The following is a 20,347-nucleotide window of genomic DNA, read 5'->3' as shown; positions in this document are numbered from 1 at the left end:
AGCCTTTTCAGGTGATCCATGGATCCCCGCCTGCGCGGGGATGACGGGAATCCGGGGTTTCATCCAGCATAGAGGACCCTCATGGATTTTGCCCTCAGCTCCGATCAGGAGATGATCCGCGACACGGCCGAGGCGTTTCTCGCCGAAGCCAGTTCTTCCGCCGCCGTGCGCGCGGCGATGGAAACCGCAACCGGCTTCGACCCGGCCGTCTGGACCCGGGTCGGCCAGGAACTCGGCTGGTGCGCGACACCGATTCCCGAGGCCTATGAAGGCTTGGGCCTGGGCAGCGTCGAGCTGGTATTGCTCATGGAACAGATGGGCCGCCGCCTGCTGTGCGCGCCGTTCTACGCCACCGTCGGCCTCGCCGCGCAGGTGCTGCTCGAAGTCGCTGAAGACTCTGCGAAGCAGCGCTACCTGCCGGCCATCGCTTCCGGCGAGCTGACGGCCACCGTTGCCCTCGCCAAGCGGGGCATGGACTGGCAGCCGCGGGGTGACAATGGTATCGATGCGGCGATCAGCGTCGGTGCCGGCGGCAACGTCATCAATGGCAGCTTCGCCATCGTCGCCGACGGCGCCACGGCCGATCTGCTGATCGTGCCGGCGCGCGACATCACGGGCGCCGTCGCGCTGTATGCCTTCCCGTCCACGCTATCGGGCATCACGCGCACGCCGCTGAAGAATTTCGACCTGACGCGGCGCGTCGCCAGCGTCACCCTGAATAACGTCCAGTTGCCCGCCGACGCGCAGATCGCCACGCCACAGCAGGTGGCCGCGGCCATGCCGCGCGCCGTCGCCAAGGCGCAACTGGCATTGGCCGCCGAGCAGCTCGGCGGCGCCCAGCAGTGTCTCGACCTCACCGTGGCCTACACCTCGGAGCGCGTGCAGTTCGGCCGCACCATCGCCTCGTTCCAGGCGATCAAGCACCGCTGCGCCGAAATGATGGTGAAGATCGAAGCGACGCGCTCGGCGATCTACGGCGCTGCAGCCGTCGCCGAGAATCCCGCGCTGGCTGCCGACTTCCTGCTCGAAGCGGCGGCCGCCAAGGCGCTGGCCTCGGACACCTACTGCCACTGCGCCGCCGAGGCGATCCAGTTGCATGGCGGCGTCGGCTTCACCTGGGAATACGATCCCCAGCTCTACTTCAAGCGCGCCCAGGCCAGCGCGCACTGGCTGGGCAGCAGCGATGCGCTGCGCGAGCGTATTGCCGGCGCACTGCTGGATGCAGCCTGAATCGCGGGAAAAGGATCAAACATGCAGATAGAGTTTTCAGCAGCCGACGAGACCTTCCGCAAGGAAGTGGCCGCCTGGATGCAGGCCCACCTGATCGGCGAATTCGCCCCGCTCAGGCATCGCGGCGGCCCCGGCGATGAGGATGCCTTTCCCGAACTGCGCAAGGAATGGGAGAAGAAACTGGCGGCCGGCGGCTGGACCTGCGTCGGCTGGCCCAAGGAGCACGGCGGACGCGGTTTGAGCTTGGCGCAGCAACTGATCTTCCATGAGGAATACGCGCGCGCCGGCGGCCCCGGCCGCGTCGGCCATATCGGCGAAGGCCTGATCGGCCCGACGCTGATCGCCATGGGTTCCGAGGCGCAGAAGCAGCGCTTCCTGCCGGGCATCAGAAACGGCACGGAGCTGTGGTGCCAAGGCTATTCCGAGCCGGGCGCGGGTTCCGACCTGGCCAACGTGCGCACCCGCGCGCGTCAGGAAGCCAATGGCGACTGGGTGGTCGATGGCCAGAAAGTATGGACTTCGCTGGCCCACGAGTCGCAATGGATCTTCGTCGTCGCGCGCTGCGATCCGGATAGCCAGGGCAGCAAGGGCCTGGTCTTCCTGCTGATGCCGCTGGACCAGCCGGGCATCGAAATCCGCCCGATCCGCCAGCTCACCGGCACCGCCGAATTCAACGAAGTGTTCTTCGACGGCGCGCGCACCACGGCCGACCACATCATCGGCCAGCCCGGCGAAGGCTGGAAGGTGGCGATGGCGCTGCTCGGCTTCGAGCGCGGCGCCTCCACGCTGGGCCAGCAGATGCACTTCCTGCACGAATTCGAACTGGTCTGCCAGGCCGCCAAAGCCAATGGCACAGCGCAGAATCCGCAGATCCGCCAGCGCATCGCCGCGGCCTGGAGCGGCCTCAAGGTGATGCGCTACAACGCCCTGCGCATGCTCTCCGGCACCCAGGACGGCACGCTGCCGCGCGCCGGCATGATGTACAAGTACTACTGGTCGAACTGGCACCGCGACCTGGGCAAGCTGGCGATGGACATCTACGGCTGCGAGGGCGAGATCCTCGACGAGCGGGACGATGCGTTCAACCTCGCGCGCGCCCACCTGCAGCGCATCTACATGTTCAGCCGCGCCGACACCATCTACGCCGGCACCAACGAAATCCAGCTCAACATCATCTCCGAGCGCGCCCTGGGCATGCCCAAGGAACCGAGAGAAAAATAACCAGAGGCGCCACCGCATCAGACATCGTCATTCCCACGCAGGCGGGAATCCATGTATCCGCGCCCCCTGGATTCCCGCCTGCGCGGGAATGACGGAAGTAACGATACGCCTGGCTGCCAATCAATGACCAGTTTCTAAAGTTTCACTAAGGACCACATCATGCGAGCACCTCCCCCCTACGTTCCCGGCCACGGCCTGCTGACCGGCAAGTCCGTCCTGATCACCGCCGCCGCCGGCGCCGGCATCGGCTTTTCCACGGCGCAGAAGTGCGTCGAGGAAGGCTGCCGGGCGATCGTGATTTCCGACATGCACGAGCGCCGCCTGAGCGAATCGGTCGAGAAACTGAAGGCCATCGCCGGCGACCGTCCCGTGTTCGGCCAGCTCTGCGACGTCACCAAGGAAGAGCAGGTGCAGGCGCTCATCGACTTTGCCGAAGACAAGCTCGGCGGCGTCGACGTGCTGATCAACAACGCCGGCCTGGGCGGCTCCAAGCTGCTGGTCGAGATGACCGACGATGAGTGGAACAAGGTCATCGACATCACCCTGACCGGCACCTTCCGCATGACGCGGGCGATGCTCAAGGTCATGCAGCCGCGCGGGCGCGGCGTCATCGTGAACAATGCCTCGGTGCTCGGCTGGCGCGCGCAGAAGGAGCAGGCGCACTACGCCGCCGCCAAGGCCGGCGTGATGGCGTTGACCCGCTGCAGCGCGGTCGAAGCCGCCGACCATGGCGTGCGCATCAATGCCGTCTCGCCGAGCATCGCCCTGCACGAGTTCCTCAAGAAATCGGCCTCCGAGGAACTGCTGCAGAAACTCACCGCCAACGAGGCCTTCGGCCGTGCCGCCGAAGTCTGGGAAATCGCCAACGTCATCATGTTCCTGGCCAGCGACTACTCGTCCTACATGACCGGCGAAATCGTCTCGGTCAGCAGCCAGCGCGCCTGATCAAGGAGGATGCACATGACCACCGTCTTCTCTTCCGCCGCTGAAGTTCTCGCCGCCGCCGGCACGGACCTGGGCGCGACCGACTGGATCGAACTGACCCAGGAGCGCATCAATAAATTTGCCGACGCCACCGACGACCACCAGTGGATCCACGTCGATCCGGTACGCGCCAAGAACGGCCCGTTCGGCGCCTGCGTGGCCCATGGCTATCTCACCCTGTCGCTGGCCAACCTGTTCCTGCCGCAACTGATCGAAATCCGCAACATGAAGATGGGCGTGAATTACGGTTGTGAAAAGGTTCGCTTCCCCGCGCCGGTGAAAGCCGGCAAGCGCATCCGCGGCCGTGGCGAAATCGTCGCCGTCGACAAGGCCGGCGAGGGCGTGCAGGCGACCATCCGCATCACCATCGATATCGAAGGCGAAGCCAAGCCGGGTTGCGTGGTCGACACCATCAGCAGGTATTATTTCTGAGCTGCCGCGCACCGCTGGCCGGCACGAATGGTCGTCACTTTCAGGAGAATGCCATGCCCAGCAGTGAAGAAATGAAAGCCGCCATGCGCAGCTACGTCGAGCGCCTCAATGCCGCCGATCTCGAAGGCGTGCTGGCGCTGTTTACCGACGATGCCACGGTCGAGGATCCGGTGGGCGCGGGCGTGCACAGCGGTGCCGAGGCGGTGCGCGCCTTCTACGCCATGGCAATCGCCAGTGGCGCCAGGCTCAGCATCGTCGGGCCGCAGCGCGGCTCGACCAGCGATGCGGCCGCCATGGCCCTGGATGTACTGGTCGCGCCGCCCGGCGCGCCGACGATGAAGGTCGGAGTGATCGAGACCATGCGCTTCAATGAGGCCGGCAAGATCGTCGAGATGCGCGCCTATTGGGGGCCAGAGGACATGGCGCCGGCGGACTGACCACACTCTGTCTGGCCGAGCCGTCGCGCTTGTCACGCCATCGTTCCGCCTCACACCTCTACGATCCAATTCAGCAAACACCGTCGCAAGGAAACGCCATGTCGCCGTTGCCGCAAACCATTCCCGGCCTGATCGAAGCCGCCGCCCGCAATCATCCGCAACGCATCGCCATCCGCGAGGCGGGCGTCGAACTGAGCTTCGCCGGCCTCGACGCGCTGCGCCTCCAGGCGGCGCGCGCGCTGATGAGCGCGGGCATCCAGGCCGGCGACCGCGTCGCCGTGTGGGCGCCGAACTGTCATGAGTGGGTGGCCGCCGCGCTGGGCATCCACAGCGTCGGGGCGATCCTGATCCCGATCAACACGCGCATGAAGGGCGTCGAGGCGGCCGACATCCTCGAACAGAGCGGCGCGCGCCTGCTGTTCTGCGTCGGCGAATTTCTCAACGACTATTTCCCGGCGATGCTGCAAGGACAGAAGCTGCCTCAGCTTGAACGCATCGTCGTGCTCGGCAAGTCGCGCGGCTCGGATACGACCTGGCAGGATTTCCTCACCCTGGCCGACGAGACACCGGAAGCAACAGCGCGCGAGCGCGCCGCGGCGGTAAAGCCGGAAGACCTCTCCGACATCATGTTCACCTCCGGCACCACCGGCCGGCCCAAGGGCGTGATGACCTGCCACGGCCAGAACATCCGCGCCTTCGACGAGTGGGCGCGCTGCGTCGATCTGCAGGCCGATGACCGCTACCTGATCATCAACCCGTTCTTCCATTCCTTCGGCTACAAGGCCGGCTGGCTGGCGGCGCTGATGCGCGGCTGCACCATCTATCCGCTGGCGGTGTTCGACACCGATGGCGTGCTGGCGCTGATCGGCCGCGAGCGCATCAGCTTCCTGCCCGGTTCGCCGACGCTGTTCCTCTCCTTCCTCGCCCACCCGAAGCTCAAGGATTTCGACCTCTCCAGCCTGCGCGTGGCCGTCACCGGTGCCGCGGCCATCGCGCCGTCGATGATTCACCGCATGCGCGATGAACTCGGCTTCAAGATCGTCGTCACCGCCTACGGCCTGACCGAATGCTGCGGCGTGGCGACCATCTGCGACCGCGATGCCGACGCCGAGACCATCGCCACCACCAGCGGGCGCGCCTTGCCCGGCATCGAACTGCGCTGCGTCGATGAAGAGGGCAAGGATGTGCCGGCCGGCGGCGAAGGCGAAGTGGTGATGCGCGGCTACAACGTCATGCAGGGCTATTTCAACCATCCCGAGGCAACGGCGGAGACCATCAAGGATGGCTGGCTGCACACCGGTGACATCGGCATCCTCGATGCCAACGGCAACCTGAAGATCACCGATCGCATGAAGGATATGTACATCGTCGGCGGCTTCAACTGCTATCCGGCGGAAGTCGAGCGCATCCTCACGGCGCATCCGGCCATCGCCCAGGTGGCGGTGATCGGCGTGCCCGACGCGCGCCAGGGCGAGGTCGGCAAGGCCTACGTCGTACTGCGCCCGGATGCCACGCTCGACGCCGCCGGGTTGATCGCCTGGGCGCGCGACAACATGGCCAACTACAAGGTGCCGCGCCATGTCGAGATCGTCGCGGCGCTGCCGATGAATGCCTCGGGCAAGGTGCTCAAGTATCAGTTGCGCTGATTCGTACTCCCTCTCCCCCAACTCCTCCCCCGCGAAGGGGAAGTCAGCGGCTTTGATATAGTTTCGGGTCGATCTTTCCAACATCCAGCGCCCATGGCACAAGGCATCACCTACACCGCCCTGCAGGGCATCAAGCACATCCAGCCCGGCGACGACCTGGCTGCGATCGTGCAGGACGGCCTGCGCCGCAACGCGCTGCAGGCACGCGACGGCGACGTGCTGGTGCTGGCGCAGAAGATCGTCTCCAAAGCCGAAGGCCGCAGCGTCGATCTATCCTCGGTGCAGCCCTCGCCGCATGCCCTGGAACTGGCGCAGATCGTGAAGAAGGATGCGCGCCTCGTCGAACTGGTGCTGTCCGAATCGACCGACATCCTGCGGGCGATTCCCAACGTGCTGATCGTGCGCCATCGCTGCGGCTACGTAATGGCGAACGCCGGCATCGACCACTCGAACGTGGACGGTGGCGTGGGCGATCGCGTGCTGCTGCTGCCCGTCGATGCCGACGCTTCGGCGGCGGTGCTGCGCGAGCAACTCAACGCCGCGCTCGGCTGTGAAATCGGCATCGTCATCAGCGACAGCTTCGGCCGCCCTTGGCGCAATGGCGTGGTGAATGTGGCGCTGGGCAGTGCCGGTCTGCCGGCGCTGATCGACCGCCGGGGCGAGCGGGACATGTATGGCCGCACGCTGGAGGTGACCCAGGTCGCCTATGCCGATGCAATCGCCGCCGCTGCCGGCCTGGCGATGGGCGAGGGTGCCGAAGGGACGCCGCTGGTGCTGGTGCAGGGTCTGGCCTGGCAAGCACCGGAGCGCAACGCGCAAAGCCTGATCCGTCCGCTCGACGAAGACCTGTTCAAATGAATGCCGCCGCGCCAGCACGCCGCATCGTGGCGCTTTCCGGTGGCGTGGGCGGGGCCAAGATGGCACTGGGCCTGCTGCACGTCGTGCCGTCCGGGCAATTGACGGTGATCGTCAATACCGGCGATGACTTCGAGCATCTGGGACTCAACATCTCGCCCGATCTGGACACGGCCCTGTATTCGCTGGCCGGCCTCGCCAACCCCGAAACCGGCTGGGGCCGCCGCGATGAAACCTGGAGTTTCATGCAGGCGCTGGAAAGCTTCGGCGGCGAAACCTGGTTCCGTCTCGGCGACGGCGATCTGGCGCTGCACGTCGAGCGCACACGGCGCCTGAAAGCAGGCCAGACATTGACCCGGGTGACCCGCGACATCGCCCAGCACCTGGGCATCCAGGCGCAGTTGCTGCCGATGTCCGACGCGGCGGTACGTACCCGCGTCACCACCGACATCGGCGAGCTCGACTTCCAGGACTACTTCGTGCGCCACCAGTGCCAACCGCGCGTCGCCGCCCTGCGCTTTGCCGGCGCCGAAGCCGCTGCGCCGACGGCGGAAGTCTGCGCGACGCTGACCGCCCCCGACGTCGATGCCATCATCATCTGCCCGTCGAATCCCTATCTGAGCATCGACCCCATCCTCGCCCTGCCGGGGGTGCGTGAGCTGCTGCGCCAAGCCGCAGCGCCGGTGATCGCCATCTCGCCGCTGATCGGCGGCGCGGCGGTGAAAGGGCCGACGGCCAAGATCATGCGGGAACTGGGCATCTCGGTCTCGCCACTGGCCGTGGCGCAGCACTACGGCGAGCTGCTCGACGGCTTCGTGCTCGACGTGCGCGATGCGGACGTCGAAGCCGGACTCGCGGCCATCGGCCTGCCGACGCTGGTCGCCGACACCCTGATGAAAACCCTCGACGACCGCCAGCGCCTGGCCCGCGAAACGCTGGACTATGCCCGAACGCTCGGCAAACGCCGGGGGAAGCGCGCATGAGCTGCTGGGCGCTGATTGCGCTGAAATCGCCCGCCGCCGCCAAGGGCCGGCTGGCCGAAACACTCGACACCGCAACCCGCCGCCGCCTCGTCGAGCAAATGTTTGCCGACGTGCTGGCCGCCCTGCGCGCCGCGCGCCAGATTGCCGGAATCGCCGTAGTGACTGCCGAAACGCTGGCCGACGCGAGCCTGATGCGCATCGACGATCCCGGTCACGGCCTGAATGCCGCGCTGGCGCATGGCGCGGCCGAACTCGCCGCGCGCGGCGTCGACGAATTGCTGATCCTGCATGCCGACCTGCCGCTGGCCAGCGGCACGGAAATCGACCAGCTCATTGCCGCCGGCCGCGCGCAAGGACTGGCCATCGCACCAGACAAGGCCGGGCAGGGCAGCAATGCGCTCTATCTGCCACTCTCGGCAGCGTTCAACTTTCGCCTTCACTTCGGTCCCGACAGTTTCCGGCTGCATCAGACCGAAGCCGCCGCCCATGCGCAAACCCTGGCGCGCGTCGATGTGCCGGGATTGAGCTTCGACGTGGATGAGCCGCGCGACCTCGAGCAGCTGCTGGCGGCAACCGGCGGACGCTACGATTTCCTCCGTGGCGCACTGCAACAAAGCTGAATGCGACGGCAGGGTACACTGACACCGCTATTACGAAAGTAATTTTTCACGTACTCGGTACTTATACCCGGCATATCGGTTGCATCGAAATATTGAACCCCTTTATCATCCTTCCTGTCTTCGTGCAGGCATGTCGATCGCGGGGCCGGAATGCCCGACGCCATGCAGATACGGCCGGAGCAGGAACTCAGGAGCAAGCATGAAATATACGGGGCAGCGCAAAGGCCCAACCAATCATCTAGTCGGCTTTAGCATCGTCGTGCTGTTGCATGTGGTGACCGCCTATGCCCTGATGACGGGACTAGCGCGCAAAGTGGTCGAGGTCGTCCGGGCACCGATCGAAACCAAGATCATCGAAGAAGTGCAAAAGCAGCCGGAGGTCGAACTGCCCCCGCCGCCGCCACCCAAGCTGGCGCCGCCGCCACCGCCTTATATTCCGCCGCCCGAGGTGACGCTTGCCGTGCAGCCGAGCGCGCCCAGCAATGCCATCACCGTCGTTACGACGACCAAGCCGGTTGCCCCACCACCGCCGGCACCGGCGCCGGCACAGCCCAGCGTGCGCACGGCGCCGGTGATCGACGCCGCGCGTTCCTGCGAAAAACCCGAATATCCTCCGGCATCCAAACGCCTGGAAGAAGAAGGCACGGTGACGCTGAATTTCCTGATCGACGTCGATGGCAAGGTCATCGACAGCCGGGTCGAGAAATCGAGCGGCTTTGCCCGCCTCGACCAGGCAGCCCGCGCAGCACTCGGCAAATGCAAATTCAAGCCCGGCACGGTCGATGGCAAAGCCGAGCAGAGCTGGGCCAGCATCAAGTACACTTGGCGCCTGGAGCAGTGATGCAGTGATAGCCACCGCCGATCCACCACCAGCAACACCTTTCGTACAAGCACGACAACACATCAAACACCCGGGGCATCGACCTCATCGCATCATTGATTCACCGACTCATTGAAGCGCAGAACTGCAGAACCGAAAACTGAACGCAACGGAGAAACCATGGCCACCAAAAAATATCTGACCTCCCTGCTTGCCGCCCTCATGCTCACGGGGGGAGGCGTGACGGCGCTGGTTTCGCCTACCCTGGCCCATGCCCAGGAGCAGGCGGCTGCCGTCGGGAGCGACGCAGAAAACGCGGTCGAAAACAGCGCACCGCCCGCCATCGAAGAAGAAGCGCCCGCACCGGCGCCGCTGGCGGCCAGCGTCACCGACCAGGAAGTCGTCGATAACCCCTACGGCATCGACGCCCTGTGGAAGCAGGGAGATTTCGTCTCGCGAGGAACCTTGATCATCCTGCTGATCATGTCCTTCGGTTCCTGGTACATCCTGGCGATCAAGCTCTACGAACAATACAAGCTGCGCCAGCAGGCCAAGCACATGCAGGAAACCTTCTGGGCAGCCGGCTCCATCGAAAAGGGTATCGCGGGACTCAGCCAGGAAGGGCCGTTCCGCTATATCGCGGAAACGACGAGGGATGCGGTCGGCAAATTCCAGCAATCCAGCAGCCAGGAAGTCGATCTGAACTCCTGGATCATCATGACCATCCAGCGCGCCGTCGATTCGGTGCAGGCCCGTATGCAGGATGGCTTGTCCTTCCTCGCCACGGTCGGTTCGACCGCGCCCTTCGTCGGACTGTTCGGCACCGTCTGGGGCATCTACCACGCCCTGACGGCAATCGGCATTTCCGGCCAGGCCTCGATCGACAAAGTGGCCGGCCCGGTGGGCGAAGCGCTGATCATGACCGCCATCGGCCTGGCGGTTGCCGTGCCGGCGGTACTCTCCTATAACTGGCTGGTGCGCCGCAACAAGCTGGTGATGGAAGACATCCGCGGCTTCAGCAGTGAGCTGCATACCACCCTGCTGCTGCGTGGAAAGAACGGAGCCTGAGCATGGCGACCACCCGCAAGGCCACCTTGCTGCCGAGCTTCAATGCCGCCGGCGATGAGGACGAAGCGATCTCGACGATCAACACCACACCGCTGGTCGACGTGATGCTGGTCTTGCTGATCATCTTCCTGATCACCATTCCGGTGGTGGTGCATACCGTACCAGTGGAGCTCCCCCAGGAAACCAACCAGCCGACCCAGACCAAGCCGGAAAACATCATCATTTCGGTCACGCGCGACGGCGACGTGTATTGGAACCTGAAGGAAGTCGGCGACATGGAAAACCTGGTCGACCGCCTCAAGGAAGTGGCCGTGATGCTGCCGCAACCCGAAGTGCACATTCGTGGCGACCAGGAAGGCCGCTACGAATCGGTAGGCAAGGTGGTCTTCGCCTGCCAGCGCGCCGGCATCCAGAAAATCGCCTTCATCACCGAGCCGCCGGCACGCGGCGGCTGAAACGGGGAACACACCATGGCCATGAATGTAGGGACGGGCGGCGGCTCGGGCGATCCGGAAGAAATGGTGGACATCAACACCACGCCGCTGATCGACGTGATGCTGGTGCTCCTGATCATGCTGATCATCACCATTCCGATCCAGACGCACGCCGTCAAGATGAACATGCCGACCGGCAGCCCGCCAGCGACCAGCGTCGAGCCCGAAGTCATCCGCATCGACATCGATTTCGACGGCACCATCCTCTGGGATGGCGAAATCATTCCCGACAGCCGGGTGCTCGACAACCGCCTGCGTGCCATCGCAGCACGCGCGGATCAGCCCGAAGTCCATCTGCGCCCCAACAAGCTGGTCACCTATCGCAGCGTCGCCGCCGTCATGGCCGCGGCACAACGGCTGGGCGTCACCAAGATCGGCCTGGTGGGCAACGAGCAGTTCGCCAATTGATGCAAGAGCAAGGGATTCCAATGAACTCGCGCGCCTCATCCCCCATCGTTTCCTTACTGCTGGCCTCCCTGCTGGCCCTGTCGCTGACGGCGGGCAACGCCCATGCCCAGGAAACCTTGCGGCCGGAAATCAGCAAGCCGCTGGTGGCGGCGCAGGATCTCATCAAGGCGAAGAAATACCGCGAAGCGCTGGCAAAAATCCGCGATGCCGATGCCGTTGCCGGCAAGACGCCCCATGAAACCCTCACCATCGAGCGCATGCGTCTGGCGGCCGCGAATGAAGCCGGTGACGCCGACAGCGCGGCAAAAGCCGTCAACGCGCTGCTGGCTTCGGGCAAGCTGAGCGCCAGCGAGAAGCACAACTTCATTCAGGCCGTGGCAGTGGCCTACTATCGCAACAAGAATTACGCCCAGGCCATCGACTGGGCCCAGCGCTATTTCAAGGAAGGCGGCAGGGATGGCCAGATGCGCACCTTGCAGGTGCAGTCCTACTACCTGAACGGCGATTACGCGAATGCGGCCAGGCAGCTCTCCGCCGATATCGCGGCCGAGGAAAAAGCCGGCGGCCGGCCCGGCGTGGACAGCCTGCAGATGCTGGCCAGCTGCTATCTGCAACTGAACGACATGACGGGTTATGTCACGGCGCTGGAAAAACTGGTGACCTGGCATCCCAAACCGGAATACTGGGCCGATCTGCTGCATCGCCTGCAACGCAAGTCCGGTTTCGCCGACCGCCTGGCGCTCGACCTCGCCCGCCTCAAATTCGTCAGCGACAATCTCGGCGGAACCGGCGACTACATGGAAATGGCCCAGCTCGCGCTGCAGGCCGGCTATCCGGCCGAGGCCAGGAAAATCGTCGACGCGGGCTATGCCAAAAACCTGCTCGGCACCGGGCCGGCGGCTGAAGTCAATCGCCACAAGCGCCTGCGCGATCTGGTCAATAAACAACTGGCCGAAGACCAGAAGAATCTCGCCCAGGGCGAGCGGCAGGCAAATGCCGCCAAGGATGGCACGGGGCTGGTCAATATCGGCTACAACCTGGTACTCAACGGCCAGTTCGACAAGGGCCTGGGAATGATGGAACAAGGCCTGGCCAAGGGCGGCCTCAAGCGGCCCGAGGATGCCAAGCTGCACCTGGGCCACGCCTACCTGCTCGCCGGCCAGAAGGACAAGGCCGTGCAGACGCTGCAGACGGTGCAAGGCACGGACGGGACGGCCGATCTGGCACGTCTGTGGATACTGCAGGCGCAGCGCTGAGTGTACTCATTTATTCAGGTTACTCAGTGTATCCTGCGTAAGCTTCACCCTGCGCACCGGCACGCCGCTGGGGCCAAACAACCAACGACCAAACGACAACAACAAACCCAACCATCTCAGGAGGAATCATGCGCTTTACATTGATGACCGGCATCGGCGGTCACGAAGACTACATCGCCATCGCCCAGGCTGCCGAAGACGCCGGCTGGGCGACGATCAGCGTGCCCGACAGCTTCTTTTTCCCGAAGACGACCGAATCGGAATACCCGTACTCCGACCACGACATGATCCGCGGCTTCCTCGAGGTCTCGCCGTTCATCGAACCCATCGTCGCCATGTCCTTCATGGCCGCGGCGACCAAAAAGATCCGCTTCTGCTGCGGCGTCATGAAAGTGCCGATGCGCCAGCCGCTGATCCTCGCCAAGCAACTCACCTCGCTGGCCGTGATGAGCGGCGAGCGTCTCGACTTCGGCGCCGGCATCAGCCCGTGGAAGGAAGACTTCACCTACAACGGCGTGCCGTTCGAGAAGCGCGGCGAGCGCTTCGACGAAGTCATCGACATCATCCGCGAAGCCCAGAAAGGCAGCTATTTCGAGCATCACAGCGCCAACTACGACTTCGGCCCACTGCGCCTGTGCCCGGTGCCGAAGCAGTCCATTCCGGTGATCATCGGCGGCCACGCCAAGCCGGCCCTGCAGCGCGCCGCGCGACTGGGCGACGGCTGGTTCTCGGCCAACAGCGATCCCGATACGCTCAAGCAGATGATCGACGAACTGAACGGCTACCGGCGTGAATACAGAACCGACAGGCACCCGGACTTCCGCATCCATGCCTTCAACCAGTTCGCGCAGAGCGCCGACGACTTCAAGCCACTGCGCGACATGGGTGCGACCGACCTGTGCGCGATGGGCTGGAACCCGTTCGAGGAAAACCTCACCACGCAGGCCAAGATCGACAGCATCCGCCGCTTCGGCGACGAGGTGATCGCCAAGGTGTAGGCGTGCAAGTGTAGATGTAACTGCATCTCCGTCATTTCCGCTTGCGCGGGAATGACGATGCCCACCATGAACCACGCAAGGAGAATGCAATGAGCATTACCGAAAGCGAGTTCGCCCGGCTCAAGCGCGACGTGCAGATCCTCAAGGATATCGAGGCCATCAAGCGTCTCAAGCATGCCTATTTCCGCGGCATCGACAGCGCCGATCTCAAGCTGCTGGCAAGCCTGCTGCACAGGGACGTGAAGGCGCATTTCATCGGCGGCATGTACGAATGGAAGATCACCGGACGCAACGAATATCTCGAAGCCATCGGCCAGAACTTCAACAGCGACGTGGCCTGCCAGCACAACGGCCATCATCCCGAGATCGACATCGTCAGCGAAACCGAGGCCACCGGCATCTGGTATCTGCATGACATTTTCTACAACCTCGAGCTGAAGGTGCTGACGCAGGGCACGGCGTTCTACCAGGATCGCTACGTCAAGGAAGACGGCCAATGGTGGCTGATCGACACCTACTACAAGCGCCATTACGAGATCGTCGAAATGGGCGACGAACACATGCCCAACATCACCATGCGCTATCTCGCCGAGCACGGCCGCAAGGTTGAATATTGACCCATGCGACGCCCACGATGACGGCCGTCGCCCCGGAGATTCTTTCCGCCGCACAACTGGCCGGACTCGCCGCTTCTCCCTATACGCCAACGCCAACGCCGTTCGATGCGCAGCCTGCGCTGCTGATCCGGACGGCCCCGCAACCCTCCATCGACCAGGCCAGCCGCGCAGCCGTTGCCGCCTGGCTGTTGCGTCAGACCTGCCCGGTCATCGCCATCGGCGATACCGCCCTGGATCCCTGGGGCGAAATCTATGATGTCGCGGTCGAGGATGAAGCCGCCGCCAGCGTTCTGCTCACCAGCATCCGGCAAGCGCCACTGGCGGCCAGCGTGCTGGTACAGACCCTGCGCATCACCGCCGGGCTGCCCGTGGCAGCAGCGCTCACCGTCGAATCACTGGCCTTCGCCGCCCTGCAAGGCGGCCGCGAATTCAGCGCCTGGTCGGTCGCGCATCCGCCGCGGACGGTCACGCCGACCGACGACGGCCCGCCCCTGCTGCTCGAGCGCGTGGGCGATCACCTCGACATCCGCCTGAATCGCCCGACCCGCCGCAACGCCATCTCCGTCGAGATGCGCAATGCGCTGGTCGAGGCCATGCAGCTCCTGCTCGCCGACGGCACCATCGCCTCCGCCACGGTCAGCGGCAATGGCGACTGCTTCAGCATCGGCGGCGACCTCGACGAATTCGGCACCGCGCCCGATCCCGCCAGCGCCCATGCCATCCGCAGCCTGCGCCTGCCCGCGCCGCTGCTCGCCCGCTGCGCCGGACGCGTCGAATTCCGTCTGCATGGCGCCTGCATCGGCGCGGGCATCGAGCTGCCGGCTTTCGCCGGTCGCGTGGTGGCTGCGCAGAAAACCTTCTTTCAGTTGCCGGAGCTGAAGTTCGGCCTGATCCCCGGCGCCGGCGGCTGCGTCAGCCTGCCCCGACGCATCGGCCGCCAACGCACCGCCTGGCTGGCGCTGTCGGGGCGGCGCATCAACGCGGCAACGGCCCTGGCGTGGGGGCTGATCGACGCCATCGTCGATGATTGAACGCGGTTGCGCCGGTGGCGGTGGTAACTCCGACGCCGGCCCTGGCTACAGGCTGCCGTCGTAATCGATCACCAGCGGCGCGTGGTCGGAAAAACGCTGTTCCTTGTAGACGCTGGCCTGGCGGACGCTGGCCGCGAAGCCGGGTGTGGCGATCTGATAGTCGATGCGCCAGCCGACGTTGTTGGCCCAGGCCTGGCCGCGATTACTCCACCAGGTGTAAGCCTCACCCGTCGCCTCCGGGTAAAGCCGACGATACACATCGACCCAGCCGAGTTCATCGAGCACTTTCGTCAGCCAGGCGCGCTCCTCGGGCAGGAAGCCGGAATTCTTCTGGTTGGATTTCCAGTTCTTCAGATCGATTTCACGATGGGCGATGTTCCAGTCGCCGCACAGCACGATTTCGCGGCCGCTTTGGCGCAACTCGGCCAAGCGCGGGAGAAATTGCGCCATGAAGGCAAACTTCGCCGCCTGCCTGTGCTCGCCGCTGGAACCGGAAGGCAGGTACAGTGAAATCACCGAGAGCTTGCCGAACTGCGCTTCCAGGTAGCGCCCTTCGGCATCGATTTCATCTATCCCCAGACCTTCGATGATGCGCTCGGGCGCCTGGCGGCTGTAGATGCCCACGCCGCTGTAGCCTTTCTTCTCGGCGTAGTGGAAGCAACCGTGATAGCCCGGTGGCGCCAGCATTTCCGGGCTCATGTCGGCAGCCTGGGCCTTGAGTTCCTGCACGCAAAGGATGTCGGCGTTCTGGCCGGGCAGCCAGTCGAAAACGCCTTTTTTCTGTGCCGAGCGGATGCCGTTGAGGTTCAGGGATATGATGCGCAGCATGTAGAATTGACGGCGTGTCGATCGAACCAGGGGAAGCCGTGAATTTTAGCCGGGATTTCATCGAGTTCGCCTGTCAGCGCGAAGTACTGCGCTTTGGTGAATTCCAAACCAAGTCGGGGCGGACTTCGCCCTATTTCTTCAATGCCGGGTTGTTCAACGATGGCGAGGCCCTGGGCAAGCTGTGCGAGTTCTACGCGCGCGCCATCCTCGACAGCAAGCTGGCATTCGACATCCTGTTCGGCCCGGCCTACAAGGGCATCCCGCTGGCCGCCGGCACCGCCATCGCCCTGGCGCAGGCCGGCCGCAATACGCCCTACTGCTTCAATCGCAAGGAAGCCAAGGATCATGGCGAAGGCGGCCAACTGGTCGGCGCACCGCTCAAGGGCCGGGTGCTGATCATCGATGATGTCATCACCGCCGGCACTTCGGTGCGCGAGTCGGTGGACATCATCAAGGCTGCCGGCGCCACGCCGGCGGGCGTGGTCATCGCGCTGGACCGCATGGAATGCGGCAGCGGCGATCTGTCCGCCGTGCAGGAAGTGCAGGTGAATTACGGCATTCCGGTCGTGGCTGTGGCCAGCCTGCAGGATCTGATCAACTATCTGCGTAGCCAGCCGGAATTGCAGGCGCATCTGGCTGCCGTCAAGGCCTATCGCATGCAATACGGCACGGGCATCGCCAATCAGGGATAGGAGTGAACCATGACAGCGAACGCGGCAAACGCAGCGAACGAAACGAACGCACTGCCAGGCAAATACCTCGCCGCATTATTCGTCGCCGGCCTCCTGACCAGCGCGGCGGCGCACGCCGGGCAAATCACTTACTGCTGCACGACGGCGCAGGGACGCAACGCCTGTGGCGACATCCTGCCGCAGGAGTGCCATGGCCGGGCCTATCGTGAGCTGAATGCGCGCGGTACCCTCATCCGTCAGGTCGAGGCGCCGCTGACCGCGGAACAGCTCGCGCAACGCGATGCCGAAGCAAAGCGCAAAAAGCAGGCGGAATCGGCCGCCCGCGATGAACAACGCCGCAACCAGGCGCTGCTCAGCACCTACGCCACCGCGGATGAAATTGATTTCGTGCGTGATCGCGCGCTCGATCAGATCGGCATCAGCACCAGGAATCTACAGGCCAAATACAACGAAACCCTGAAACGCCGGCAGCAGTTGAATGCCGAACTGGCCAGCTACCAGTCCAGCCCCGCCCCAAAGGCACTGAAGGAGCGTATCCGCGCCAACGAGCTTGACCTGCAGGCGCAACTGGCCGCCACCGAAGAGAAGAAGCGTGAAATGGAGCAGGTGATCAAACGCTTTGCCGAGGAAAAGCGCCGCTACACCGAACTGAGGCAAGGTGCCGGCGCAACTCCGACAAACAATACGTATTGAGCGGAGTCGAGCAGAGTCAAGCCGGACTCAGGGATCGAGCGGGGTTGCGCGCCGCACGCCGTACACCCCGAGCCTCTGCGCTCAACCCAGCTTCCGGCGCAGCAATTCATTCACCTGCTGCGGATTGGCCTTGCCTTTGGTCGCTTTCATCGCCTGTCCCACCAGCGCGTTGAAAGCCTTGCCCTTGCCGGCGCGGAACTCCTCGACCGATTTCTGGTTCGCCGCCAGCACTTCGTCGATGATCGCCTCGATGGCGCCGACATCGGTGATCTGCTTGAGACCGCGGGCCTCGATGATGGCATCGACGGCCTGGCCCTCGCCTGACCACAGGGCATCGAAAACTTCCTTGGCGGTCTTGCTGGACAGAGTGCTGTCGGCGATACGCTGCACCAGTTGCGCCAGTTGCGCAGGACTTACCGGCGCGGCGTCGAGCTCGCGCTCTTCCTTGTTGAGACGCGCGGCAAGCTCGCCCATCACCCAGTTGGCGCACAGCTTGGCCTGCGCCTTGCCGGCGGCAGCCACCGCATTTTCAAAATACTGCGCCACGGCTTGAGAGGCCGTCAGCGTCGTGGCGTCATACGCCGACAGACCGTAATCGCGCTCGAAACGGGCTTTCATGGCGCTGGGCAACTCCGGCATGGCGGCACGGATGCGCGCGATCCAGTCACTGGAAATTTCCAGCGGCAGCAGGTCGGGATCGGGGAAATAGCGGTAGTCCTGGGCGTCTTCCTTGCTGCGCATGGCGCGAGTTTCACCCGTGGCCGGATCGAACAGCACGGTGGCCTGCTGGATCTTGCCGCCATCTTCCAGCGTCTCGATCTGCCAGCCGATTTCATAGTCGATGGCCTGCTGCAGGAAGCGGAAGGAGTTGAGATTCTTGATCTCGCGCCGCGTGCCCAGCGGCCCGCCGGGACGACGCACCGAAACGTTGGCATCGCAACGGAAGGAGCCTTCCTGCATGTTGCCGTCGCAGATGCCGATCCACACCACCAGCGCGTGCAGCGCCTTGGCATAGGCCACCGCCTCGCTCGATGAGCGCATGTCCGGCTCGGTAACGATTTCCAGCAGCGGCGTGCCGGCGCGGTTCAGATCGATGCCCGACTTGCCGTGAAAATCTTCGTGCAGCGATTTGCCGGCATCCTCTTCGAGGTGAGCGCGCGTCAGATGCACGGTTTTTTCGTAGGCCTCGGCGTTACCACTACCCTGTCCCACCTGTATGGTCAGCGTGCCGCCGCTGACCACCGGCAGCTCGAACTGGCTGATCTGGTAGCCCTTGGGCAGGTCCGGATAGAAGTAATTCTTGCGGGCGAAAACCGAACGCGGCGCGATGCCGGCATCGATCGCCAGACCGAACTTGATGGCGCATTCGACCGCTGCCTTGTTGAGCACCGGCAACACGCCGGGCAGCGCCAGATCGACGATCGACGCCTGGGTATTGGGCGCAGCGCCGAACGCCGTCGACGCGCCGGAAAATATCTTCGATTTGGTTTGCAGCTGGACGTGGGTTTCCAGACCGATGACGACTTCCCAACTCATTTGAATTCCTCCGGCATGCGCGCGTGCCAGTCGGTGACGAGCTGGTACTGATGCGCCACATTCAGCATGCGCGCCTCGTCGAAATAATTGCCGATCAGTTGCAGGCCCACCGGCAGCGGCTTGTCCGCCGTTGCGCCGGCGGCAAGACCGCAGGGCAGCGACATGCCGGGCAGGCCGGCCAGGTTGGTGGAGATGGTATAGATGTCGGACAGGTACATCTGCACCGGGTCCTGGCTCTTGGCGCCGAAAGGAAAGGCCGCGCCCGGCGTGGTCGGGCCGGCGATGAGGTCGCAGTGCTTGAAGGCTTCCTCGAAGTCGCGGGCGATCAGGCGGCGGATCTTCTGCGCCTGCAGGTAGTAGGCATCGTAGTAGCCGTGCGAAAGCACGTAGGTGCCGATCAGGATGCGGCGCTTGACTTCGTCGCCGAAGCCTTCGGCGCGCGTCCTGGCATACATGTCGTTGAGATCGCCGTACTCGGCGGCGCGGTGGCCGTAGCGCACGCCGTCGAAGCGACTCAGATTGGAGCTGGCTTCAGCGGGGGCCAGCACGTAATAGGCCGGCACCGACAGCGCCGTATTCGGCAGGCTGATGTCCACCGTCACGGCACCCAGCTTGCGGTATTCGGCCAGCGCGGCTTCGACGGCCGCGCGCACGTCGTCATCCATGCCGGCGGCGAAGAATTCCCTGGGCAGACCGATGCGCCGGCCGGCCAACGGTTTGTCCAGCTCGCGGAGGTAATCTTCGGCGGGGCGATCCAGCGAAGTCGAATCGCGTTCATCGAAACCGGCCATGGCATTCAGGAGCAGCGCACAGTCCTCCGCCGAGCGGCCCATCGGCCCGGCCTGGTCGAGCGAGGAAGCGAAGGCGATCATGCCGTAACGCGAAACCACGCCATAGGTCGGCTTGAGTCCGGTCAGGCCGCAGAAGGCCGCCGGCTGACGGATCGAGCCGCCGGTATCGGTGCCGGTGGCGATCGGCGCCAGGCGCGCGGCCACTGCCGCTGCCGAACCGCCGGAAGAGCCGCCGGGGACGCAGCGCATATCCCACGGATTCTTGACCGGGCCGTACCAGGAAGTCTCGTTCGACGACCCCATGGCGAACTCGTCCATGTTGCACTTGCCTAGCGTCACCATGCCGGCGGCATCGAGCCGTTCGACGACGTGGGCATCGTAGGGACTGACGAAGTTGGAAAGCATCTTCGAGGCGCAGGTGGTCAACCAGCCCTCGGCGCAGAAAATATCCTTGTGCGCCAGCGGAATGCCGGTCAGCGGCCCGGCCTCGCCGGCCGCGATGCGCGCATCGGCCGCCCGCGCCTGGCTCAGGCTGCGCTCGGGATCGGTGCTGATATAGGCATTCAGCGTCGTGTTATGGCGCTCGATGCGCTCAAGGTAAAGCTGGGTCAGTTCGACGGCGGAAATGCGCCCTGCCGCCAGCGCCTGTCCCAGTTGTTTCAGGGATGCATGGATCATTTTGGTCGGGAGCGCAGAACGAGTGAGCG

At 64.4% G+C, this 20,347-nt stretch carries 22 protein-coding genes; 19 read left to right on the top strand and 3 right to left on the bottom strand.

The window, feature by feature from the left end:
* The first annotated feature begins 81 nt into the window (after positions 1–81).
* The 17 genes from SDENCHOL_RS14305 (at position 82) to SDENCHOL_RS03760 (ending at position 15,100) form a co-directional block, all read left to right on the top strand.
* On the top strand, positions 82–1,230 hold the full coding sequence (locus SDENCHOL_RS14305; protein WP_197706838.1) for an acyl-CoA dehydrogenase family protein: 1,149 nt from the start codon (positions 82–84) through the stop codon (positions 1,228–1,230).
* Between the two features lie 21 nt (positions 1,231–1,251).
* A complete protein-coding gene (locus SDENCHOL_RS14300; RefSeq protein ID WP_067170994.1) occupies positions 1,252–2,451 on the top strand; it encodes an acyl-CoA dehydrogenase family protein in 1,200 nt (399 codons plus the stop codon).
* Positions 2,452–2,610: 159 nt separating this feature from the next.
* Complete coding sequence (locus tag SDENCHOL_RS03830) at positions 2,611–3,396, top strand: SDR family oxidoreductase (RefSeq protein WP_067170997.1); 786 nt, start codon at positions 2,611–2,613, stop codon at positions 3,394–3,396.
* A 15-nt stretch (positions 3,397–3,411) separates the two neighbouring features.
* Positions 3,412–3,867, top strand: coding sequence for a MaoC family dehydratase (locus SDENCHOL_RS03825; RefSeq protein ID WP_067171000.1), 456 nt, complete (start codon positions 3,412–3,414; stop codon positions 3,865–3,867).
* Positions 3,868–3,920: 53 nt separating this feature from the next.
* A complete protein-coding gene (locus SDENCHOL_RS03820) occupies positions 3,921–4,304 on the top strand; it encodes a nuclear transport factor 2 family protein (protein WP_067171003.1) in 384 nt (127 codons plus the stop codon).
* 98 nt (positions 4,305–4,402) lie between these two features.
* Positions 4,403–5,950: a FadD3 family acyl-CoA ligase gene (locus SDENCHOL_RS03815; RefSeq protein ID WP_067171006.1), complete on the top strand. Its 1,548-nt coding sequence runs from the start codon at positions 4,403–4,405 to the stop codon at positions 5,948–5,950.
* A gap of 93 nt (positions 5,951–6,043) precedes the next feature.
* Positions 6,044–6,808: a coenzyme F420-0:L-glutamate ligase gene (cofE, locus tag SDENCHOL_RS03810; RefSeq protein ID WP_067171009.1), complete on the top strand. Its 765-nt coding sequence runs from the start codon at positions 6,044–6,046 to the stop codon at positions 6,806–6,808.
* Positions 6,805–7,788: a 2-phospho-L-lactate transferase gene (gene cofD, locus SDENCHOL_RS03805; protein ID WP_154716103.1), complete on the top strand. Its 984-nt coding sequence runs from the start codon at positions 6,805–6,807 to the stop codon at positions 7,786–7,788. The genes cofE and cofD overlap by 4 nt, the downstream gene beginning before the upstream one ends.
* Complete coding sequence (gene cofC / locus SDENCHOL_RS03800; RefSeq protein ID WP_067171017.1) at positions 7,785–8,408, top strand: 2-phospho-L-lactate guanylyltransferase; 624 nt, start codon at positions 7,785–7,787, stop codon at positions 8,406–8,408. The genes cofD and cofC overlap by 4 nt, the downstream gene beginning before the upstream one ends.
* A gap of 199 nt (positions 8,409–8,607) precedes the next feature.
* The gene (locus tag SDENCHOL_RS14600; protein ID WP_067171020.1) at positions 8,608–9,249 is read left to right on the top strand and encodes an energy transducer TonB; all 642 of its coding nucleotides are present in this window, start codon (positions 8,608–8,610) and stop codon (positions 9,247–9,249) included.
* 159 nt (positions 9,250–9,408) lie between these two features.
* Positions 9,409–10,296, top strand: coding sequence for a MotA/TolQ/ExbB proton channel family protein (locus SDENCHOL_RS03790; protein WP_067171024.1), 888 nt, complete (start codon positions 9,409–9,411; stop codon positions 10,294–10,296).
* Between the two features lie 2 nt (positions 10,297–10,298).
* Positions 10,299–10,751, top strand: a complete 453-nt coding sequence (locus SDENCHOL_RS03785) for an ExbD/TolR family protein (RefSeq protein WP_067171027.1) — start codon at positions 10,299–10,301, stop codon at positions 10,749–10,751.
* Between the two features lie 15 nt (positions 10,752–10,766).
* The gene (locus tag SDENCHOL_RS03780; RefSeq protein ID WP_172954987.1) at positions 10,767–11,198 is read left to right on the top strand and encodes an ExbD/TolR family protein; all 432 of its coding nucleotides are present in this window, start codon (positions 10,767–10,769) and stop codon (positions 11,196–11,198) included.
* Between the two features lie 20 nt (positions 11,199–11,218).
* Positions 11,219–12,454 carry a tetratricopeptide repeat protein gene (locus SDENCHOL_RS03775; RefSeq protein WP_197706837.1) on the top strand — a complete coding sequence of 412 codons (1,236 nt, stop codon included), beginning with the start codon at positions 11,219–11,221 and terminating at the stop codon, positions 12,452–12,454.
* 128 nt (positions 12,455–12,582) lie between these two features.
* Positions 12,583–13,452, top strand: a complete 870-nt coding sequence (locus tag SDENCHOL_RS03770; protein WP_067171030.1) for a TIGR03619 family F420-dependent LLM class oxidoreductase — start codon at positions 12,583–12,585, stop codon at positions 13,450–13,452.
* An 89-nt stretch (positions 13,453–13,541) separates the two neighbouring features.
* Positions 13,542–14,069 carry a nuclear transport factor 2 family protein gene (locus tag SDENCHOL_RS03765; RefSeq protein WP_067171033.1) on the top strand — a complete coding sequence of 176 codons (528 nt, stop codon included), beginning with the start codon at positions 13,542–13,544 and terminating at the stop codon, positions 14,067–14,069.
* Positions 14,070–14,086: 17 nt separating this feature from the next.
* Entirely contained in the window at positions 14,087–15,100 is a 1,014-nt protein-coding gene (locus SDENCHOL_RS03760) for an enoyl-CoA hydratase/isomerase family protein (RefSeq protein WP_067171180.1), read from the top strand.
* Positions 15,101–15,145: 45 nt separating this feature from the next.
* Here SDENCHOL_RS03760 and SDENCHOL_RS03755 read toward each other — a convergent pair whose 3' ends face one another.
* A complete protein-coding gene (locus SDENCHOL_RS03755; RefSeq protein WP_197706938.1) occupies positions 15,146–15,925 on the bottom strand; it encodes an exodeoxyribonuclease III in 780 nt (259 codons plus the stop codon).
* Between the two features lie 41 nt (positions 15,926–15,966).
* Here SDENCHOL_RS03755 and pyrE point away from each other — a divergent pair, with 41 nt between their 5' ends.
* Both pyrE and SDENCHOL_RS03745 read left to right on the top strand, forming a co-directional pair.
* The gene (gene pyrE, locus SDENCHOL_RS03750; protein ID WP_067171183.1) at positions 15,967–16,620 is read left to right on the top strand and encodes an orotate phosphoribosyltransferase; all 654 of its coding nucleotides are present in this window, start codon (positions 15,967–15,969) and stop codon (positions 16,618–16,620) included.
* Between the two features lie 9 nt (positions 16,621–16,629).
* Positions 16,630–17,313, top strand: coding sequence for a hypothetical protein (locus tag SDENCHOL_RS03745; RefSeq protein WP_067171038.1), 684 nt, complete (start codon positions 16,630–16,632; stop codon positions 17,311–17,313).
* A gap of 81 nt (positions 17,314–17,394) precedes the next feature.
* On the opposite strand, the gene gatB is transcribed toward SDENCHOL_RS03745, so the two are convergent.
* Together gatB and gatA are read right to left on the bottom strand one after the other, a co-directional pair.
* The gene (gene gatB, locus SDENCHOL_RS03740) at positions 17,395–18,849 is read right to left on the bottom strand and encodes an Asp-tRNA(Asn)/Glu-tRNA(Gln) amidotransferase subunit GatB (protein ID WP_067171042.1); all 1,455 of its coding nucleotides are present in this window, start codon (positions 18,847–18,849) and stop codon (positions 17,395–17,397) included.
* Positions 18,846–20,318: an Asp-tRNA(Asn)/Glu-tRNA(Gln) amidotransferase subunit GatA gene (gene gatA / locus SDENCHOL_RS03735; protein ID WP_067171045.1), complete on the bottom strand. Its 1,473-nt coding sequence runs from the start codon at positions 20,316–20,318 to the stop codon at positions 18,846–18,848. Before gatA ends, gatB begins: the two co-directional genes overlap by 4 nt.
* Between the last annotated feature and the right edge of the window lie 29 nt (positions 20,319–20,347).

Source organism: Sterolibacterium denitrificans (genome assembly GCF_900174485.1).
Classification (GTDB): domain Bacteria; phylum Pseudomonadota; class Gammaproteobacteria; order Burkholderiales; family Rhodocyclaceae; genus Sterolibacterium; species Sterolibacterium denitrificans.
This window is presented reverse-complemented; position numbering and strand designations above follow the sequence as displayed.

Excerpts from the sequence above, each read along its gene's own strand:
- SDENCHOL_RS03780 (WP_172954987.1), top strand. The coding sequence starts at position 10,767 with ATGGCCATGAATGTAGGGACGGGCGGCGGCTCGGGCGATCCGGAAGAA.
- SDENCHOL_RS03775 (WP_197706837.1), top strand. The coding sequence starts at position 11,219 with ATGAACTCGCGCGCCTCATCCCCCATCGTTTCCTTACTGCTGGCCTCC.
- cofD (WP_154716103.1), top strand. The coding sequence starts at position 6,805 with ATGAATGCCGCCGCGCCAGCACGCCGCATCGTGGCGCTTTCCGGTGGC.
- SDENCHOL_RS03790 (WP_067171024.1), top strand. The coding sequence starts at position 9,409 with ATGGCCACCAAAAAATATCTGACCTCCCTGCTTGCCGCCCTCATGCTC.
- SDENCHOL_RS03770 (WP_067171030.1), top strand. The coding sequence starts at position 12,583 with ATGCGCTTTACATTGATGACCGGCATCGGCGGTCACGAAGACTACATC.
- cofC (WP_067171017.1), top strand. The coding sequence starts at position 7,785 with ATGAGCTGCTGGGCGCTGATTGCGCTGAAATCGCCCGCCGCCGCCAAG.
- SDENCHOL_RS03815 (WP_067171006.1), top strand. The coding sequence starts at position 4,403 with ATGTCGCCGTTGCCGCAAACCATTCCCGGCCTGATCGAAGCCGCCGCC.
- SDENCHOL_RS03765 (WP_067171033.1), top strand. The coding sequence starts at position 13,542 with ATGAGCATTACCGAAAGCGAGTTCGCCCGGCTCAAGCGCGACGTGCAG.
- gatA (WP_067171045.1), bottom strand. The coding sequence starts at position 20,318 with ATGATCCATGCATCCCTGAAACAACTGGGACAGGCGCTGGCGGCAGGG.
- SDENCHOL_RS03760 (WP_067171180.1), top strand. The coding sequence starts at position 14,087 with ATGACGGCCGTCGCCCCGGAGATTCTTTCCGCCGCACAACTGGCCGGA.
- SDENCHOL_RS14300 (WP_067170994.1), top strand. The coding sequence starts at position 1,252 with ATGCAGATAGAGTTTTCAGCAGCCGACGAGACCTTCCGCAAGGAAGTG.
- SDENCHOL_RS03830 (WP_067170997.1), top strand. The coding sequence starts at position 2,611 with ATGCGAGCACCTCCCCCCTACGTTCCCGGCCACGGCCTGCTGACCGGC.
- SDENCHOL_RS03785 (WP_067171027.1), top strand. The coding sequence starts at position 10,299 with ATGGCGACCACCCGCAAGGCCACCTTGCTGCCGAGCTTCAATGCCGCC.
- gatB (WP_067171042.1), bottom strand. The coding sequence starts at position 18,849 with ATGAGTTGGGAAGTCGTCATCGGTCTGGAAACCCACGTCCAGCTGCAA.
- SDENCHOL_RS14305 (WP_197706838.1), top strand. The coding sequence starts at position 82 with ATGGATTTTGCCCTCAGCTCCGATCAGGAGATGATCCGCGACACGGCC.
- cofE (WP_067171009.1), top strand. The coding sequence starts at position 6,044 with ATGGCACAAGGCATCACCTACACCGCCCTGCAGGGCATCAAGCACATC.
- SDENCHOL_RS03820 (WP_067171003.1), top strand. The coding sequence starts at position 3,921 with ATGCCCAGCAGTGAAGAAATGAAAGCCGCCATGCGCAGCTACGTCGAG.
- SDENCHOL_RS03825 (WP_067171000.1), top strand. The coding sequence starts at position 3,412 with ATGACCACCGTCTTCTCTTCCGCCGCTGAAGTTCTCGCCGCCGCCGGC.
- SDENCHOL_RS03745 (WP_067171038.1), top strand. The coding sequence starts at position 16,630 with ATGACAGCGAACGCGGCAAACGCAGCGAACGAAACGAACGCACTGCCA.
- SDENCHOL_RS14600 (WP_067171020.1), top strand. The coding sequence starts at position 8,608 with ATGAAATATACGGGGCAGCGCAAAGGCCCAACCAATCATCTAGTCGGC.